This is a genomic window from Gracilibacillus marinus, from assembly GCF_042651725.1.
GTDB classification, from domain to species: Bacteria; Bacillota; Bacilli; order Bacillales; family Amphibacillaceae; genus Gracilibacillus; species Gracilibacillus marinus.
The window spans coordinates 508,790-529,209 of the sequence record NZ_JBHSDV010000001.1 but is presented as its reverse complement, the minus strand read 5'-3'; the positions used below and the strand labels follow the sequence as shown (position 1 = coordinate 529,209).

The 20,420-nt window shown below is 37.1% G+C and carries 11 protein-coding genes; all 11 read right to left on the bottom strand.

The window, feature by feature from the left end; all coding sequences use genetic code 11:
* Nucleotides 1-21 precede the first annotated feature (21 nt).
* The 11 genes from ACFOZ1_RS02410 to ACFOZ1_RS02360 are packed head-to-tail and all read right to left on the bottom strand — an operon-like array spanning nt 22 to nt 20,376.
* A complete protein-coding gene (locus ACFOZ1_RS02410) occupies nt 22-2,556 on the bottom strand; it encodes a beta-mannosidase (RefSeq protein WP_390195439.1) in 2,535 nt (844 codons plus the stop codon).
* Between the two features lie 21 nt (nt 2,557-2,577).
* Nucleotides 2,578-3,642 carry a Gfo/Idh/MocA family protein gene (locus tag ACFOZ1_RS02405; protein ID WP_390195436.1) on the bottom strand — a complete coding sequence of 355 codons (1,065 nt, stop codon included), beginning with the start codon at nt 3,640-3,642 and terminating at the stop codon, nt 2,578-2,580.
* An 11-nt stretch (nt 3,643-3,653) separates the two neighbouring features.
* Complete coding sequence (locus tag ACFOZ1_RS02400) at nt 3,654-4,517, bottom strand: sugar phosphate isomerase/epimerase family protein (protein ID WP_390195434.1); 864 nt, start codon at nt 4,515-4,517, stop codon at nt 3,654-3,656.
* A gap of 21 nt (nt 4,518-4,538) precedes the next feature.
* Nucleotides 4,539-5,516, bottom strand: coding sequence for a Gfo/Idh/MocA family protein (locus ACFOZ1_RS02395; RefSeq protein ID WP_390195432.1), 978 nt, complete (start codon nt 5,514-5,516; stop codon nt 4,539-4,541).
* Complete coding sequence (locus ACFOZ1_RS02390) at nt 5,513-6,379, bottom strand: hypothetical protein (protein ID WP_390195429.1); 867 nt, start codon at nt 6,377-6,379, stop codon at nt 5,513-5,515. Before ACFOZ1_RS02390 ends, ACFOZ1_RS02395 begins: the two co-directional genes overlap by 4 nt.
* A 13-nt stretch (nt 6,380-6,392) precedes the next feature.
* Nucleotides 6,393-9,518 (bottom strand): alpha-mannosidase, encoded by a 3,126-nt coding sequence (locus ACFOZ1_RS02385; protein WP_390195427.1) that lies wholly within the window; start codon nt 9,516-9,518, stop codon nt 6,393-6,395.
* A 14-nt stretch (nt 9,519-9,532) separates the two neighbouring features.
* A complete protein-coding gene (locus ACFOZ1_RS02380; protein WP_390195425.1) occupies nt 9,533-11,788 on the bottom strand; it encodes a glycoside hydrolase family 3 N-terminal domain-containing protein in 2,256 nt (751 codons plus the stop codon).
* Nucleotides 11,789-11,814: 26 nt separating this feature from the next.
* Nucleotides 11,815-13,182, bottom strand: a complete 1,368-nt coding sequence (locus ACFOZ1_RS02375) for an alpha-L-fucosidase (protein WP_390195422.1) — start codon at nt 13,180-13,182, stop codon at nt 11,815-11,817.
* Between the two features lie 6 nt (nt 13,183-13,188).
* A complete protein-coding gene (locus tag ACFOZ1_RS02370; RefSeq protein ID WP_390195419.1) occupies nt 13,189-14,508 on the bottom strand; it encodes a glycoside hydrolase family 125 protein in 1,320 nt (439 codons plus the stop codon).
* On the bottom strand, nt 14,508-17,240 hold the full coding sequence (locus ACFOZ1_RS02365) for an alpha-mannosidase (protein ID WP_390195416.1): 2,733 nt from the start codon (nt 17,238-17,240) through the stop codon (nt 14,508-14,510). Before ACFOZ1_RS02365 ends, ACFOZ1_RS02370 begins: the two co-directional genes overlap by 1 nt.
* A 25-nt stretch (nt 17,241-17,265) precedes the next feature.
* Nucleotides 17,266-20,376, bottom strand: coding sequence for an alpha-mannosidase (locus tag ACFOZ1_RS02360; RefSeq protein ID WP_390195413.1), 3,111 nt, complete (start codon nt 20,374-20,376; stop codon nt 17,266-17,268).
* Nucleotides 20,377-20,420 lie beyond the last annotated feature (44 nt).

Genomic DNA, 20,420 nt, shown 5'->3' with positions numbered 1-20,420 from the left:
CACACACTCTTTATTTCTTCCCTAGATAAAATTGTACATAGATTGTATTTTCAATTGTGTTGGCAATTGTCTTCTTTCATAATTCACATTCTGAATAAGAGAATCCGTAAAATAAATATGCTTTTTCTCCCCTGGAACTAAATGAAAGTTGTTCGCACTGAAATAGCCTTCTTGATCTGTTTCCAACCATACATTCATTGCAAATTGATCTGCAGAAATCTCTAGATAATCTTCTTTTCGATCAATGGTAATGGTAGGCTTCGGTAATTGTAGTTGCTTCGGTTCTACTAACAAATAAACAACTTCATCTGCTATGACGCCATCGATTTCTAATTTTGCTACAAGCACATGATTGAAGAACAAATCTCTTTTCGATTCTAAGTCTAACTCATGAATCGTTGTAGTAGTATTTTTAGGAATAGTCGTCATCACACGCTCATCCAAAACGATTTCTCCATCAAATGCTCTTAATTGAATCGTCATTGTTGCCAATTGATCATGTTGTACATCTGATGCAACCGCACACCCAACTTTGTCCTTTTGTTGATCTAAAAGTAACACAGTTGGTTTGAAGCGGTCTTTCATCTCATATTGTAACGCCTTCCATCTACCGTAATAATCCATACTCGACCATGAAGCTACAGGCCAACAATCATTCATTTGCCAATAAAGTGTCCCCATACAATAAGGCATATGCTTGCGATGTGCTTCTACTGCAGATCGAATGGCCGCCGCCTGCAAAATATGACTTATATGTAAAAAGGCACTAAAATCTTTCGGTTCTTTATAATACATATCCATATATGTTTTAATAAGACGATTACCTGAACCATTCTTTTGATGATGTAACATCACATCAGATTCTAATTGGAAGTCCTCTTCCTCTGCATATGCGCGGACTGTTTTTTCTTCAGGGAATGATTGGAAGCCATATTCACTCATAAAGCGGCCGACATTCTCTTTATATGCATCTAATGGCTTTTGGCCATGCCACACGTCCCAATAATGAATATCTCCTTTTGTTAAAGTATCAAATGTTGCATGTTGATTTTTATCAGATGTGACAGCTTGCATTGGAGAACTTGGCCAATACGCAGTCTGTGGATCATATTCCCTTATAACATCAGGCAATATATGATGGAATAATTGATCGTATGCTTGCCATATGTCTTTTCGTTGTTCTTTCGTATATCGTTGCTTCCAACCCCAGCCAGCATCTTCGATATACTCCGCCCATGCTGCATCCATTTCATTATTTCCACACCATAATGCAATACATGCATAATTTCTAAGACGCTTCACATTATCAATCGCTTCTTGTTTTACATTATCTAAAAAGGCTTCATCACCCGGGTACATGCTACATGCGAACATGAAATCTTGCCATACGAGTATGCCATATTCATCACAAAGCTCATAGAATACATTTGGTTCATATATTCCACCACCCCAGACACGTAGCATATTCATATGAGAAGCTGCCGCTGTTGCGATTTCATGCTCATAATCTTCTATTGTAATTCGGGTCAGAAAACTATCATTCGGAATATGGTTTGCACCTTTCATAAATACAGGTACGCCATTTAGTTCAAAGTAAAAGCTCTCGCCTTCTCCATTTTCATCCTCTTCACGCACAAATCGAAGAGAACGCAAGCCTGTTTTGACTTTATGATTACTCAAGACATCCCCATTATGTAGAACATCAATTGAGAAGTGATAACGGTATGACTCCCCTAATCCATTACTCCACCATAATTTCGGTTGTGAAATGGAGAATGGAAGAGCAATACTTTGGTTTCCTTCATCAATTTGTATCTTTTTCTCATGATACACCCCATTCGCATCAGAAATGGAAATCGTCACTTCTAATGGTTCAGTTGCTTCTACTTCTACAATTGCAGTTAAATCAGCTTGTTCTTGCGTTACATTGGATTGTTCGATATGCACATCTTTTATTTGAACTTGGGACCATGCTTGAATATAGACATCCCGCCATATTCCACTAGTGACAAAACGTGGACCCCAGTCCCATCCGTAATGATACGGTGCTTTACGAGCGAAGACACTTAGTTTCTTCTCCCCAACACCACCATCCAGAGAGTGGTCATTATCTGCCGGCAAGTTATATCCTAACTCATCAGGTTTATCCAAATCATGTGCGATTGGAGAATGAAAGTATACATGTAATGAGTTTTGTCCTACTTTGGCGTATCTCTTTATATCTAGTTTCCATATCCGGAACATGTTATTTGTGGATAGAACTTTCTCATTATTCACATAAATATCTGCATACGTATCGAGTCCTTCAAATACAAGCTCTAGTTTCTCTTCTTGCATATCGACATCCGTTAACGTAAATGAAGAAATATATTCCCAATCTTTCTTATCAATCCACTGCACATCCAATTCGTTTTTACCAACAAAGGGATCTGGGATAAGGTTGTGTGCGAGTAAATCTGTATGCACACAACCAGGAACTGTTGCCTTTTTCCATGTCTTAACTGTTGCCTCTTTAAATTCCCAATGATCTAACGTGATTTGTCTTAAAGTCGACATCGTTACTTCCCTCCGCTTTCCTTAGTCAAAATGTATTTCTGCTTGCTGTTTACTCGATTCATAGACACCTGTTAGAATTTTCATCATTTCCACGCCATCTTCTACAGGGGCAATCGTCTCTTCCTTTCCTTTTGCACATGCGATAAAATGATCTACTTCATTTTGGAATCCGCTCTCAAAATCAAATGTAGTGTGATCAATTTGTGGTGTACTACTGAGCATAATGTTATTTTTTTCTGTGTATATTTCTAATGCTGGCTCAATTTCCGCGCCACCTTTGTCACCATGTAAACTTACCCGAACTTCTTCTTTTTTTGCATGTAGAGCAAAACTTACATCAACAAATAAAGATGCGCCATTTTCAAATCGAATAATCGCATTCGCCAAATCTTCTACTGTATTTTTATCTGCATCATAATCTGCTGCTTTATAGAATGATTTATACTCGATATTCGAACGATTCCCTAATTTGTTATACGTATTTCCACTAACTGATTTCACTTTAGGCTTGCCCATTAAATACCAGCATAAATCAATTACATGGACACCAATATCAATTAAAGGCCCACCGCCTGAACGTTCTTGATCAGCAAACCAGCCACCAGGATTTCCTAATACTCTTAAACAAGATGCTTTCGAATAATAGATCTCTCCTAGCTCTCCATTGTCAATAAATCGCTTTAATACTTGTGTATTCGTACCAAATCTTCTCACATACCCGATTTGTAACAATTGATTTGGATATTTCTTCGCACATGTTTCGATTGCTACTGCTTCCTCTACTGTTTTACAAAGTGGTTTTTCTATTAAGACATGCTTCCCTGCTTCTAATGCGGCAATCGCTATTTCTGCATGTGTATTGTTCCATGTACAAATACTCACAGCATCGATTTCCTTATTTGCAAGCATTGCTTTGTAATCTGTATAATAATGCTTGATGCCTAATGTTTCTGCTTTCTTTTTCGCTCTCTCTTCATTCATATCCGTTACAGCAATTAGTTCTGCATCTGGGTTCTTCAAATAGCCTTGAATATGCATTTCTGAGATTGAACCTAATCCAATCACACCTACTTTAATTGTACTCATCTGAATTCCTCCTATAATTGTTCTAAAATTTTTTGAACATTTTCTAATGAAATCTGACTTGCTTGTTGGCATACTTCCATTCCTTCAAATTCTATCGATACATCTCCGTCATATCCGCTTTCTTTGACCAATTGCAAAATTGCCTTTATGTCAATGTCTCCATGACCAGTCATAGCACCTCTTAAGAATTTTCCACCAGTTGTTGTAAACCAACCTTTTCCTGGGGAAGAAGTAGCTTCTCGAATATAAAAATCCTTCACGTGAAGCATCGTCGTAAAATCCAAACATTTCTTTATCGCACAAAGAGGATCTTCATCCACACATAGAAAATTACCAGTGTCTAACGTAAGTCCAAAGTTAGACCTGTTGACTTTCTTAATAATCAAACGGACACGATCACTTCCTTGTACATAAAAACCATGATTCTCAATACTTGTTGTAATATCGTATTGTTTCGCATAATCAGCTATCTCTTGACATGCTTCTACCATTTGAGCTAGATCCTGATCAAATTGTTCGATACTTGCTTCACTTGGCGGTTTAAAAGAAATATCATGGCGCATTTTCTTGACACCTAATGCATTAGCAATATCTACTTCTTTCTTTACTCGATCTATTTCTTGTTGAAATGCTTCTTTATTTCCATTTAAGAAATCTGCGCCAATCGCGTAATTAGATAGATGTAAATCAAGTTCTTTTGATTTCTTTACAATGTCTTGTACCAATGTTGGATTATCTGTTAATGTATAGCCAATCGGTACAATTTCTATATGCTCGCCACCTTGCGCTTTGGTCCAATCCATCACATCCAAAACGCTCATTTCACCAGAATGGATTGCATTTGCTAAGCTATATGAACTCATTCCTAATTTCACCGTTTTCCCTCCTCATTATTGTTACAGTACAGACACTCTATCTTTTAATTGATTAGATTTGTAACAAGCCTTTACTACTTCTAATGTTTTCTTTCCGTCTTCGCCTGTGATAAAAGGTTGCTTATTTTGCTTCACACATGTAACAAAATCATTAATCAATCCTTCATCCATGTCATCAATATAGACAATGTCTTCTATTTTCTGATTGATATCATTATAGTAAGTAAGATGTTGTTTAAAGGCATCTACCTTTAGTGATCCGCTCTCTCCGAAGAACTCTAATGTGACATCTCCCCATGTCGGAAATGTTTTAGGCCTTGACCAACTCGGATCTATTGTGACAAGTATGCCTGACTCTAATGTTAAGGAGACTAAGCCGCAATCCTCTACTGGAATATCGTAAAATCTTGTATCAAAAGATGCAGAGACGTCCTTCACTTCATCTTGTAACACCCATCGTAAAACATCTACAATATGCACAATATGGTCTGTCGCGCAGCCACCACCAGATAAGTTAGGATCAACAAACCAACCGCCAGGCATTTGTCCATGATTGGTTGTTCGAATTGCAAGGATATTTCCAAGTGCCTTCTCCTCAATAATCCGCTTCATCTCTTGGATTGGTGGAGCAAATCGAACAGGAAATGCAACTTGTAACAAGACATTGTTCTCCTCACATGCTGCAATCATTTCTTCAGCATCTCTAATCTCTGTTGCAATTGGTTTCTCACATAAGATATGTTTCTTTGCTTTTGCAGCAAGTAATACGTGCTCTTTGTGATAAACATTTTCTGAACACACAATCACTGCATCAATATCTGTTCGTAACATTTCTTCTAGATTGTCATAATACGTTGTTTGAAATGTAGTAGCCATTTCCTCGCCACGCTCCGTATTATTGTCCCAAATACAAGTCAGTTCACATTCGCTATTCTTTTGTAATGCACGTGCATAACTTAATGCATGCATATGTGCAAAACTAATGATTCCTATTTTCATGCGTCACACCTCCCACGATTGAATTGTTGCTTTCCTTTCACAATCGATTGTGAAATAGCATCAATTAGCTCGAATGTATTCATCCATTCTTGTATATTAGCAAAAGGCTCCCCATTCGCTTGAATGTACAAGGCATCTGCTAATTGTCTCTTTAAAATGGGTTCACCATATGGACGAAAAGCACTTTCTTCCCCTTGATTATTTGTTAATCGAAGTGGCGTTGCTTCCCTATCATGATAGGAAAGCATACCTTCTAATCCTGTCAGTTCTATACTAAGCTCATCTATACCAAATTCTCTTGCACATTCAAAGTGAACATAACTTCCGTCTTCCATCCGAATCTGTACTGTGAGATAACGCTGATTTTGTTCCATCGCATAGACGGATTGAAAATTACCCAATGTTGCAACAACCCAATGTAATAAACTAATCTCTGAATAGGAAAATGATTGATAGACTGGTACATGTTGTTGACTCTTTAGAGAAATCGTTTGAACACCTAACTTTCCTAATTTACTCTGCCTTACTTGTTCCCCTAAACTCTTCAATTCTGGTAATGCCATCATTTTAGTAGAAAAGCGAATCATGCTATTTTTCATTATCGTATTTTTCAAGAAATTACTTTGACTTATCTCTTCTGTGAGCAGAATTTTATCACCTTTACCTATCTTTTTTAACGTATCTTCTAATTGTTCTTCCTCCACACAGAGATCGATGAAATCTATATCTGTTGCTAGATGAATAGACTGTATATCTTGTTGTGTCTCTACAACAATTGTCTCGACTTCCACTCCTGGTAATGTCTGCAAATATAACGCATGTAATTTACTATTCTTTTCACTACCAATCAGACAAATCTTCATATATGCTCACCCCCTAAGTCTTTGTTACATGTAATGTCATAATTTCATATGGTTTTAATTTTTTATTCACACAGCCTGTCGCTTTCCAAGTGTCCATCGGCTTCTCTAATAAATTTGTTTCCTCATACACTAATTTATCATCTATAGATAATTCGAAAGGTGTTTCGCTTCCTTCTGCTTCATATAGTCTAACAATCATACCTTCTCCACTTTCTGCACATTTAATTGTATCTAAGACAACACTTTTACTTTCCATTTTTACAAAAGAATGTACTGTTGGAAGTTCGCCTGCATGTTTCTCTGCTTTAACAATCGGATCATTTGTATTGATTTCATGTCCTGTACGAACAGTATGTGCTTCTCTCCAATCTCCTTTATGTGGATATAAGGAATAAACGAATTCATGTGTGTGGATATCTGCCGTTACATCAGGCCATTTCGGTGCACGCAATAAAGATAAGCGAATCGTTCTTCCTTTAATGTCATATCCATATTTACTATCATTTAAAAGACTCACACCATAATTGCCCTCAGAGATATCTGCCCATTTCTGGCCACACACTTCAAATTGTGCTTGTTCCCATGATGTATTGTTGTGCGTTGGACGTGCAATCGTACCAAAAGGAATTTCGTATGTTGCTTGAGAAGCAAGTATATTTACTGGAAATGCAACTTTTAATAATTTATGTTCTTCCTTCCAATCGACTTTTGTACGAAAGTCAATTAATTTAGACAGATGATTAAAAACAATTTGTTGTTCAATTGTAGAATCATTCACTTGCCATTGGAATGTTAATTGATCACTACATGTTCCCTTATAGTCTACTTTCGCACCTTTAAACTGAAGATTCTTGATACGTTGAGTAGCGAAATGCGGATCAACATCCCATGCATCCCAATCTGTCGGCAAGTCTTCAAACAATTGAAATTCATTCGCTAGCTCGCCTTCAGCAATCACTTCTCGATTTGCTTCTTTATCATATAGACTCGAGATAAATCCATCTTCATTAAAGATTACATGATAATGAGGTGTCTCCCATTCTCTTATAAACTCTTCTTGTGTTGCTATCGTATGTGGTGCACTATCTTTTAACCAAACCGTTCGGAAACCAAATGATGGTACTTCAGGGATATGTGCATGTAATTCTACTTCTGTATCGCTGATTTGAATACAATCAGTCGGATATGGATTACCGTTCTCGTCTACAATCGTTTTACTTCTTAAATCTTGGCTTCCTTTAAGTGTAAACAAGCGATCACGCTTCCATCCAAGACTATTAAACACAACATACGGTTCTCCTGGTCCTTCTGTATGAATTGTTGAAACAATCTTCGTGAGTGCTTCCTCACGTAAAGCTTCTCCGTCAGTTAACACCTTTTCGTATTGCTTCTGTGAAAGTGTATAAACTGGTTCAATTGCCGTACCTGGAACAATGTCATGAAACTGATTCAACATAATGAGCTTCCACAATGCATTAATCTTCTCTTGTGGATAAGATTCACCCAAATACATATGTGCAAAGGAATGCCAGATTTCTAAATTGCGAAATAGATGCTCTACCATACGATTGTATTTCTTAGTTTTAGCATGTGTCGTATATGTTCCTCGATGCAGTTCTAGATATAAATCGCCATACCATTTAGGTAAAGTAGGATTTTTCTCATGTACACGATCAAAGAAATCATGAACTTTACTGAATGTCACATCAGGTAAGCCAGGTAATGACTTCGAACGCTTCAATGACTCAATCATTTCACGTGTGACACCACCACCACCGTCGCCATATCCATAAACAAGCATTCGCTCGTCATATTCTTTCTTCTGATTAAAGTCATCCCATGTTTCTTTTATATCTTTAGGTGTGGTTTGTTGACCTAATATCGTGTGTAAATAGGACAAGATTTTTGTTCCGTCGATTCCTTCCCAATGGAATAAATCATATGGGAAACGATTCGTATCATTCCAGTTCAATTTTGTTGTCATAAAATAATCGATTTCCGCTTTTTTAAGAATTTGTGGTAAAGAAGCACAGTAACCAAATGTATCTGGCAACCACTCAACACGAGGCTTCTGTCCAAATTCTTGCTCGAAATATGCTTTTCCAAACAACAATTGTCTGACTAAAGATTCACCTGAAGGAATATTCAAATCAGGCTCTACCCACATCCCACCGATAATTTCCATTCGACCTTTTTCTACTTGTTTTTTTACTCTTTCGAATACTTTTGGATAATGCTTCTTCACATATTCGAATAATTGCGGTTGACTTTGAGCATATTCAAATTCTTCGTATTCATCCAAAAGTGTACTAGCAGTCGAAAATGTTCGCGATGTCTTTCTAATGGTTTCTTTTAATGGCCATAACCATGCAACGTCAATGTGTGATTGTCCGATTGCTTTGATTGTTCCTTCTCTGTATCCTGCAATCTTGTTCAGTGTTTCTTGAATAAAAGATTCTTGTTGTTGAATAAACGAATGATCAATGTCATCAACATTTGTAATGATTCGAAAAGCATCTGCAACTTCTTCTAATACGGCATACAACTTATTAGAAGAAGTAGATTCTTTCTGTAACAAATCAAGTGTCTGTGTCGCTGTTTGCACTGTATATAATAACGATTCTATTTCTTTACGTACCTTGACAATTTTACTAGCGTTCAAATAGATTGGAGGTGGATTGGTTTCTGCACCTGCAACTTGGTTAAAACCTCGTAAATGGTCTTCTGGAATTCCAACAGGATTAAACAATTCCAAATGAATGTGTAGCTTGTCTTCATTCTTGATAGATTCTGAAAATGCATAAAAAGAACGATTTCGATCAAATCCTTGTACTGGTTCATCATTAATCGACAATAACGCTTCATAATGTGAGAATTGCCCGCCAGGACCTGATGCTTGGAATACAAGGCCAACAACATCCCCATTCTCTATATGTGGTAATGAAATCGTTGCATTTAGAAAAGCAGTCTCTCCAGAATCAATTAGATGTTCTCCTATCGCTACTTCTTTTTTGTGAAGAAAATGATATGTCTCCACATCTTCATATCGATAAATATCTGCATCCCATTGATTAATTGGAGTGATATCTTCGTATTGATACATTCTTAGTTGTCGGATGAAACGATGAATCCTTTGCATTTGTATCCCCCCACTCAGTCTATTAGTAATTCTTTTTCTATTAATTTATCAGGTGAATCTCCAACCATCAGTATTACCGTACCTTTTTCTAATACTTGTTCCATACGAATATTCCATATTGCTAAATCTTGTTCGTCTAATGTGAGCGAGATATGTTTCGTCTCCCCTGCATGTAACCAAACTTTTTGGAAATCTTTTAATTCTTTGATTCGTTGTGTAACAGATGATTGTACATCTCTACAATATAATTGCATGACAACATTCCCGTCATATGGTCCTTCATTTGTCACTTGTACTTCTACCTTTACTTTTTCTCCATTGCGTAACTTTTCTTTCGTAGTATGTATCGGTTCGTCTAAATCAAATTGATAATCGAATGTGGAATAAGAAAGTCCATACCCGAAAGGATACATTGCTTCACCTACTCCATCATAATAATCTCGCATGCCCCCACTGTCTTTGTAGTTGTAATACACAGGTAATTGTCCTGTATGTGAAGGAATGGAAATTGGTAATCTTCCACTTGGATTCACTTCACCAAAAAGAATTTCTGCAATCGCTCTTCCACCTTGTTGCCCTGGATACCAGCCAATCAATATCGCGTCTAAATCTTCTTCTATATTCGCAAGACTATGTGGTCTTCCTTGAATGAAAACACCAATCATAGGTTTGCCAATAGCTGCTAGTTCTTTCACTAAGTCTTCTTGGACGCCACCTAAGTCAAGATCAAGTACATCAATATTCTCTCCACTATCCATTTCTGCATTTCCTGTATTTACGACAGCACCATTTGCGTGAAAGGTCATCCCAAACTCTCTTGCACTAGACCCGCCAAGTGCCACAACAACCACATCTGCTTCTTCTGCTATTTCTTTTGCACGATCAAAACCAGATTTGTCTGTTGTACGAAGGTCGCATCCTTTTGTATAAAGCACATCGGCATCTCGTCCGGCAATATCCACAATTCCTTCTTTAATCGTAACTACAGCTCCCTCGCGTTGTGGCGGGGTATAATCACCGAGTAAATTATAGACATTGTCTGCATTAGGTCCAATAACTGCTATCGTTTGTTTCTGTTTTGACAATGGTAGAATACTATCCTTATTTTTTAAAAGAGTAATAGATTCTCTTGCAACAGCTAGATTTAATTCTTTTCCTTCTTCTCTATCTGCCTTAATCTGATTAGTCGTTTCCTTCTCATTTGAAAACAGACCTAACATATATTTGATTGATAATATTCTACTTACAGCGATGTCCACTGTCTCTTCTTTGATGACGCCATTTGCAACAGCTGACTCGATTTGTGTATAAATATCATCCCATAGACTTAAATCCACACCAGCCTCTAGCGCATATTTTGCTGCTAACTCCTTATCTCCAGTGAGGTGAAGTAGACGCTCTAATGCAACACCGTCCGCCATAACAAATCCTTCAAATCCAAGTTCCTCTCGTAACAATTTTGTTAACAAAAAGGAATTTGCATGGCATGGTACTCCGTCAATTTCGTTATATGCTGCCATACAAGCTAAAGCACCAGCTTCGATTCCAGCTTTCATAGCAGGAATATGAATTTCTCTTAATTCTCGTTCTCCAATTAAAGCAGGACCAGCATTATGACCACCAACCGCTGAACCTTGTGCAGCAAAATGTTTTAATACTGCGATGACTTCCTTCTTATCTTCCTTCTCTCCTTGCATTCCTTTTACAACAGCTTCTGTCATGCGTGCTGATAAATAAGGGTCTTCACTAAAGCATTCTTCTGTACGACCCCATCTCGGGTCTCTAGCAATATCTAATGTAGATACTAACCCGAGATGGACACCTTTTTCTTTTAATTCCGTTGATACATATTCTGATACTTTTCTTTGCAATTCTGGATTCCACGTTGCACCCGCGCCGATATTTGTCGGGAACACAGTACTATCTAATGCTTGATGCCCATGTGGACATTCTTCTGAGAACAAAACAGGTATGCCCAATCTCGTATTTTCTTTTACATATTGCTGTACTAAATTAGTGACAATGAGGCTATCCTCGACAGGAATACCATTCCCAAAATGGACCCCAGACCAAGGATCTGCACGAAATAACCCGTATAATGCTCCAACCCCTTGGAATTCTTCGACATGTTGTTTAAACATATCTGTTAGTTCATACGTATCACCATTTCTTTTGTACACTTGCCATCCATATAATTTTTGATTTAACTGACCCACTTTTTCTTTTAGAGTCATTTTCTTTAGTAATTGTTCGACTTGTTGTGCGATCATTACCAATCACCCCTCTACAAACATCCTCATTTTTTTACCATTTTAAATACATGTGCGATTGGAACTTCTGTTTCTGTTGATTCTGGTAAATGTAATTGAATGCCATGATCAAGTTTCTCAAATGACAACATTGTATCCATACCTAACCATTCTACTTGTGCAATTTCTTCTGCAACTGGGATGAATTTTGTTGTCTCTTTATATTTGTTGTCTCTCTCATCGTATAATTGGAAACAATAAATAGTATTATCCTTCTGTGTAAAGGCTACATTGTTTTGAAAATATGGTGCAATCATACGTGTTCCATAAATAGCTTCTCCAAATGCTTGTGTAAAGTCTCCTAAACCTTGGAGCAGTTCGATTGCTTGTCTAGGTAATCTACCATCAGGTTGCGGTGGCACATTCAAAGCTAGATTACCACCCTTTGCAACGATTTCGATAAATGTATGAATAATCTCACGCAATGATTTATATTCATCTTCATATTTAAATGCAAAGGAGGTAGCAATCGTAATACAACTTTCCCAAGGTACATGTATTGGATGATCTGGTATAGTTTGCTCTGGTGTAATATAATTCTCATACAATCCACCTACTGTCCGGTCTGCAGTGAGTAACCAAGGCTGGTGTTGGCGTGCTTTCTCTACTACTTCACCTAGACGAATGTCTTGATTGCGCTTTCCTACCCAGCCTGCATCTAACCAAAGAATATCTATTTTCCCGTATTTCGTCATTAACTCCAGTATTTGATTATGTGTGAAAGAAATAAATTTCTCCCACATATACGGGTATTTATCTCGGTCATACGATGGACCACGCCACATATGATTCCCACGTTCCATTCCAGGTGCCCAATAATATGGTGTATGCCAATCTGCTTTGGAGAAGTAAGCTGCAATTCCAATCCCTTTTGCTCGAAATGCATCAAATACATTTCTTGTTATGTCTGCATATTTATGTTGGTGAAAGGGACAATCTTTCCCTGTAATTTTGTATTCTGTTTCATTCGTATCCCACATTGAGAAGCCATCATGGTGTTTTGTCGTAAAGATAAGATAGTTACATCCAGCATACTGTGCGAGTTCTGCCCATTTATCTGGTTGGAATCGGATTGGATTAAAGGTTTTGTTCAAATTCCAGTATTCTCTTTTGAATTCTTCCATATCTTCTGTCCAATCCACATCATCTCGCGACCAGTCTCCATCTTCATCACTTAACGCCCATGATTCAACCAATCCTATTTGAGAATATGGCCCCCAATGCATCATCAATGCTAGCTTTTGATCTTTAAACCATTCTAATCGTTCTTTTAAAATCTCTTCTTTTGGTTCCAACCAATTCTTTTCAGATGAATAGTTATGCACACCTTGTTCTACTATTTGCTCATCACTCATTAGCCATTACCTCCCTTTCTCCACTTCATGTAAATACAAGGGACTTCCTGGCACAATGAGTCCAATTCTACTTAATAGAAATTCACTAAACATAGAATTGGCCCATGAGAACCATGGTCTAGTAAACTGACTTGGATCATCTACATGAAAGCCTTCATGCATTAAGTTCAATCCTGCATCTGTTTGTTTAAATAATGTCGTAATATATTGCTTTTCATCTTCTTCAATGGAAGTTAATCCTTGAATTGCAAGTGCGATATGCCAAATGTATTGGTCAGGTGTGTGTGGACTACCAATCCCTTTTGCTACTTTACCTTCATAGTAATAAGGATTCTCCTCACTCAAAATGAACTTTCGTGTGTTTAAGTAAATAGGATCATCAAATCTGCAATAGCCTAAATATGGCATAGAAAGAAGACTCGGTACATTCGCGTCATCCATCAATACATAATTCCCCAAACCATCTGTTTCATATGCGTAAATTTCCCCATACACTGGGTGTTCTACAATCCCATATTGTTTAATTCCAAGTTCTATTTCTGCTGCTAATTGGGATGCGTCTTCTGAAATTCTCTGATTACGTAACACCTCATCCGCAATTTCAACGATATAGTTTAATGTAACAACCGCAAACATATTCGCAGGAATTAAATAACCATACTTACAAGCATCATCACTTGGTCTGAATCCACTCCACGTCATTCCTGTATATCCTACAGGAGCCCCATACCCATCATGTGACAACGTATCTTGGGCTGGGCAGTTATCTCGTACGAAATGATAATCTGATTGATCATGATACTGTTCCGTTCGCCATACGTGTAGTATATTTCTTACTGCATCTTCAAACCTAGTATCAAAGTGACTCGTATCTCCTGTTGCTTTCCAATACAAATATGCCAATTGAATCGGATAACACAATGAATCAATTTCATATTTTCGTTCCCATATCCAATCAGTCATAACTGTTTGATCATTGTGGTATCGCATTCCATTTGCTGATTCATTGAACGCATTTGCATATGGATCATGATTTATAAAAAATAACTGTTTTTGAATGACGCCTTTAATCATTTTTGCAATATCCGCGTCATTCTCTGCTAACAAAAGATATGGTCTTACTTGTGCTGCGGAGTCTCGTAACCACATTGCTGGTATATCACCAGTAATAACAAATGTCGTGCCATCTTCTTGCGGTCGAATCGTCGTTTCATACGTATTCACAAATGTCTGTTCAAACATTTCCACAAGTTTTGGTTCTGATTCTAGCTGTTGTTTCACTTTATCAATAAATTGTTTGATTGCTGGAGTGATTACTTGTGCCATCATGATTCCTTCTTTCTATTCGGAATGCATCCAATTGATTTAATTTCATATTTTTGCAAATCTATCTTGTTAGTATTCAAAAACATCTTTACTTTTTCTTCGATTACATTACTTTCATAGATTACTTCAATAAACGGCTGTGGAGCCATTTCAATTATTTCCTTCTCATCAGTCACATTAAAGAAACGTAGAAAAATATCATCTGTTTTTGTCCCAACTTTTAAAGATGACTGCACAATATTATCTGTGGTCATATAAGATACATATTGATAATCACAAGCAACTTCCCCATTTTGAACAGGAATTTGTATTGTAGAAAATGGTACTTGATATTGATATGCTTGTTGATATACAGATGTCTTACATGCTTCTCCGCGATACGGATAAATCTTAAATGAAGCAGTCTGCTTGCCTAAGCATTGTGCTTCAGGTGTAGGGAAGTAACCCCAATCTCCCAATTCCCCTGTTGCACGTAGCAATGTGATTGCAATTGTATTCGCATCATCTCGTAACACTTCATATTCATTTAATCCCTTGTTCGCAATTAATAATCCTCTATTCTCGTCATGCATGCTAACAAATGCTTGTTGATGCTGTGAATAATCCGGATTTGTCCATTCCTTTGCTGGTTGATTCGGACGTGTTGCCACTTCAAAAATCGCATCTGCTTCATGGGCATTTGACTGAATCTGTGTTGGAAACAATACACGTAAACGATGGTCTTTCGCATGATTCTCATATTGAACGTCTACTTCCACTCCTGTACCATTTCGATCCAAACTCACTTTTGTCTGGATTGTAAACAAGACCGTTTTCTTCGCACGTTTGGCTTGTCGTGCGGTAAACCATACTAATTCTTTTTGTTCTTTATCTAATAATGCTTCAGCGCTTTCTGGTATTTCAAATTGATGTGTAATCAAATACGTAGCGCGGAAAGATGTATTCTCGATAAGTTCAATTTGAGCAGCTACATTTTCTGTTGTAATTGGTAAGTCATCATTCGCACCTTTATACATATATTCATTACCAATATCCCCAGTATCTTCATATAATAATAAATTAGTAAATGACTCATTGGTCTCTTTGTCTAAAATGGTTAAAGAACCGTTATCTTGAATCTCTACTCGTAATTTTTGATTTTCCATAACGTTTTGTTCTGTTGCTATTTTCTCTTCTGCTACTTCCTTCTTTTTAGTCATCACAAAGGCAAATGTAGCATGACTCAGTGCAGGGATGTCCATCGCTTCAAATGTCACTTTTGCTCGTTTTGCTAAATATGGCTGTCTGAATTGATGCTTTGGTAAATCATAATCGAACACTACTTCTACATCTTCTAATTGGTACGCATATTCCTTACCATCCGCATCAACTAAGCAATACTCTTCTAACGAAAAGTTCTCGATTGCCTTACGATTCACACCATCTGCAAAGTAGGATTTAGTAAAATCAACTTCCATAGTTACTACACCTGTTTTATCCCTACCTGTTGTATTAAAAACCACAAATGGCAATACATTCTCCCCATAATTTGTAAATACTGAACTATCAATCTTTGCACCTAGCTTTTTTAAAGTTTCTTGTTTATAACTTTCTGCCATATGCTTACTCTTCTCGAATCGTGTAACCATTTCACGATGCACTTCATCCACGCTACAACCACAAATACTATCATGTGGATGATTTTGCATTAATGTCTTCCAAGCATATTCCAATATGTCTTTGTCATACTTCTCTCCTAGTAGATAACCAAAAGTAGCTAATGGCTCGACTTCTTTCTCTAATAATGTCTGTACTTCTTGATTCATCTGTTTCAAGTACACACGAGAAGATGCTGTGTTAACCAATGTACCCCAACCGTCCGTATGCTGGCTTCTTAGTTCACCTTTCACTTCTTTTAAATCTTGTGTAGATAATTGATCATCCAATGCTTCTACATATTCGTTAAAATTCGAGTGGACAAACCTATACTCTGGATACAATTCCTCAGCGACTTGAATTGCAGCTGACAAGTCTGTTTGGACTGGCTGGTGATCACAACCATTCAACATTAATAAGTGATTAGAGGCTGCATATGTTTCCATTGCTTCAATATGACCATCCCAATACTTTTTCGCTGCATCCTTCTCCACTGGGATTTCATTACCATTACAATACCAATTAGCAAAAAGTATTCCAGTAACTTCAGATCCATCTGGTGCTTGCCATCTCATCTCAGAATATGGTGATTCATAACTGGCTGCTTCACTTACAAGGTTATTGAAACCTGTTGGCTTCACACCTCGACCAAATGCCGCATGCTTAATCCCAGCTTGTGCAAGAATCTGTGGCGCTTGGCCCATATTGCCAAAAGAGTCAGGGAAATATCCAATTTTGGATACATTCCCCCATTTAGCTGCATCCTTCATTCCATATTGCAAATTTCGAATGTTAGATTCACTACTTGTCAAGAATTCATCTTGAAGTACATACCATGGTCCAACATGGATTCTTCCATCTTCAATCAATTGCTTGATTTTATCTTTCTTCTCTGGTCTTACTTGCAAATAATCGTCTAAAATAATTGTCTGACCATCTAGATGAAAACTCTTAAATTGTGGATCATTGTCTAATGTATCGATTAATTGATCCATAAACTCAATTAATAAATAATGATGCTTTTCATATGGTAAATACCATTCCCTGTCCCAATGTGTATGTGAAATAATATGAATTGTTTTCTTTTGGTTACTCATGTTATTAAATCCCCCATGTTGACAATTAATATTTTATTCGAATTGTTTTTATTTCATATGGTTTCGCGTATAACTCTATTGCATCTGTTTGTTCTTCTTCTGTAATTGGATTCTCCATCAAATCACATTCCGTCCATGAAGTAATTGGCTTATTACTTGTAAAGGATACCTTGCCTCTTTTCCCGTGAAATTCATGGAATCGTACAATAATTGCATCCGCATCTTCTGCTTTTTTGAATGCATCGATTTCTATATTCGGTGCATCGAATTGTAATAATGGCTCTTTAACATTTGTACAAATACCTTTTGTTACACGTAATGGTGCATTTAAGTTATATGCTAATGGATGCACATTCGCTTCACGCCAATCACCTGTATGTGGTAATAATGAATAGGTGAATCGTTGCTCACCAAGGTCTGCTTCTGGATCTGGATAAATTGGTGACTTTAATAACGATAATCGCATGGTGCTTTCTTTTATGTCATAACCATATTTACTATCATTCAATAGACTTACACCATAGCCTTCTTCAGAAATATCTGCCCACTTATGGCCAACTGTCTCAAATCGTGCATAGTCCCAACTTGTATTCCAGTGTGTCGGACGCTTTACATTGCCATATTGGATGTCATAGGTTGCTTCTGTTGTTCGAATATCTACAGGAAAAGCAACCTTCAGTAAACGTTGTCTTTCTTGCCAATCTACATGTGTTTCAAAATCAATCCGTGGATTCTCTGTGTATAACACCATATTCTGATTGATTGTTGACTTCCCATAACGCCACTTAAACTGTACTTTCGCAAATAAGTCGCCAATCTCGATACAAGACACTTCCACTAATTGATTGACATGTTCCATCTTCTCTTGATAGAAAATATCAATGTCCCATGCGTCAAACATTAATGGTTTATCTTCAAAAATTTGCAAATCATTGCCTACTTGGCCTTTTTGAAGCACTTCTCTATCGGCCTTTTTATCCCATATACTTGTTAATTGTCCACTTTCATTCCATGTAATTGTATAGAGCGGCGAGCTTATATTGTTCTCTCCTATTTGGAATAGTGATGTATCTTCTTCTACTTTATCTTTTTCTCGATAAATGGTTTTCGCACCTAATGCTGGTATACCTTCTACATATACATACACACCATCAATAGCTTCTTGTGATTGGACAACATTTCCTACTTCATCTAGCCAATTGCCATCCAATTCATTTGGAATAAATGCCCAATCATTACGCTCCCATGAAGAACTATTGATGACTGTATACTTGTTGTCTTCCTTCTTATTCAATACTTTTAATGCTTCTTCTGTTAAATCTGTGACAATTTGTTCCGCTTCTTCATATTCTACTTTTGCATCGTCATATACTTCTTTAATAGAAGAACCTGGAATAATGTCATGGAATTGATTTCGCAAAATTACTTTCCATCCATCTGTCAACGATGCTGTTGGATAGTCCGAGAAACCATTCTCTAATGCTACGAGACTATGGAACCATTCACTTTCACGATAGCTTAATTCTAGTTTTCGATTGAATTTCTTCATAAATGCTTGTGATGTGTATGTTCCACGGTGGAATTCTAAGTATAACTCTCCATCCCATGTGTGCACATATTCTTCTGTCTCTGCAATCGTTTTACGTAACTTCTCGAAATAACTACTAATTGTTGCTGGTTTTGCTTGTGGCAATGCAGGCAATTGATCCATACGTTTCCTTACTTCTAACATATCTCGATTGACGCCACCACCACCATCACCATATCCGTATGCTAATAGTAAATCTTTATTTACAGCCTTATCTTTGTATGCTTCCCAAGAGTCTAGCAATATATTTGGTTGCATGTAGCCATTGTACGTATAGTAGGTAGACTCAGGCCATGGTTCTGTTGTTGTAATAAAATGTGTTAGTATCTCACTGCCATCGATTCCTTTCCAATGGAACGTATCGTGTGGCATACGATTAAATTGATTCCAGCTAATCTTCGTCGTCATAAAAGAAGTGAAGCCTGATTTACGTAATATTTGTGGCAATGCCCAACTATAGCCAAATACATCTGGTAACCATAAAATTTCATTCTTTTTGTTAAATTCTTTTTGAAAGAATCGTGTACCTAGTAGTAATTGTCTGACAAGTGACTCACCTGACGGAATATTACAATCCGCTTCTACCCACATGCCACCTTCTACTTCCCATTGTCCTTCATGTACTTTTTGCTTTATTTTTTCATAAATATCCGGATAGTCTGTTTTGATATAATCGTATAATTGCGGTTGACTCTGTAAAAATAAATACTCCGGATACTGCTCCATTAATCGAAGTACCGTACTGAACGACCTTGCAGACTTTTCTCTTGTATGCTTTAGGCGCCATAGCCATGCTACATCAATGTGTGTATGACCAATACAGTGAAAAATAACCTCACTATGTTTTTCAAGTGTATTCATCTGTGTCGTTAAATACTCGCTTGCTTCATAGATTGATTGATAGAATGACTCTGAGCCTGGATCTAACCAATTCACGTATTGGATTGCTTTATTCAGAATCTGTGTCAATTGTTGTTTCTCTGTTTGTGTTTCTTTAAGGTGTTGGATTGTTTCTAACATCACCTTTGCATCAAAATAAAAACCATCGACAATTTCATCTAAGTAGCCAATGCTTGCATGCTTAAATCGGTAGTGTTGTGCTTGCGGTTTGCCTCCACCTTCTAAACCTGACCATAAGCGCAAATCAAATTTCACTTGATGAGAAACCTCGTCACATGTCAAAAATACTTCTTTATGATTAGAATCCACACCTTGGTATGGATGATTATTCAAAAATAATAGTGATTCAAACCCTGAGTTGTTCCCAGCGCCTGTATCTCCAAAGTCAAATCTTGCAACAATTTTTTTATTTTTCCATTCATTTGGAATCGTTACTTCTTTTGATAACCATACATATAAATCTCTACCTGACCAATGATCACCTAGTGTAATTACTTTACTATTTTCATTCCATTCTTGCGGGTATGTACCAATTTCACCTTGCTCATCTTCTGTATATGTCCATTCATTTAATAGAATGACATCTCTGTATCTGTATTTTTCTACTTCTTGTATTCTTGCGTTTAATTTTTTTTCCGTTAAAAACATAGTCCATTCTCCTTATGGAAGAGATAATGTATCAATGGCTCGTC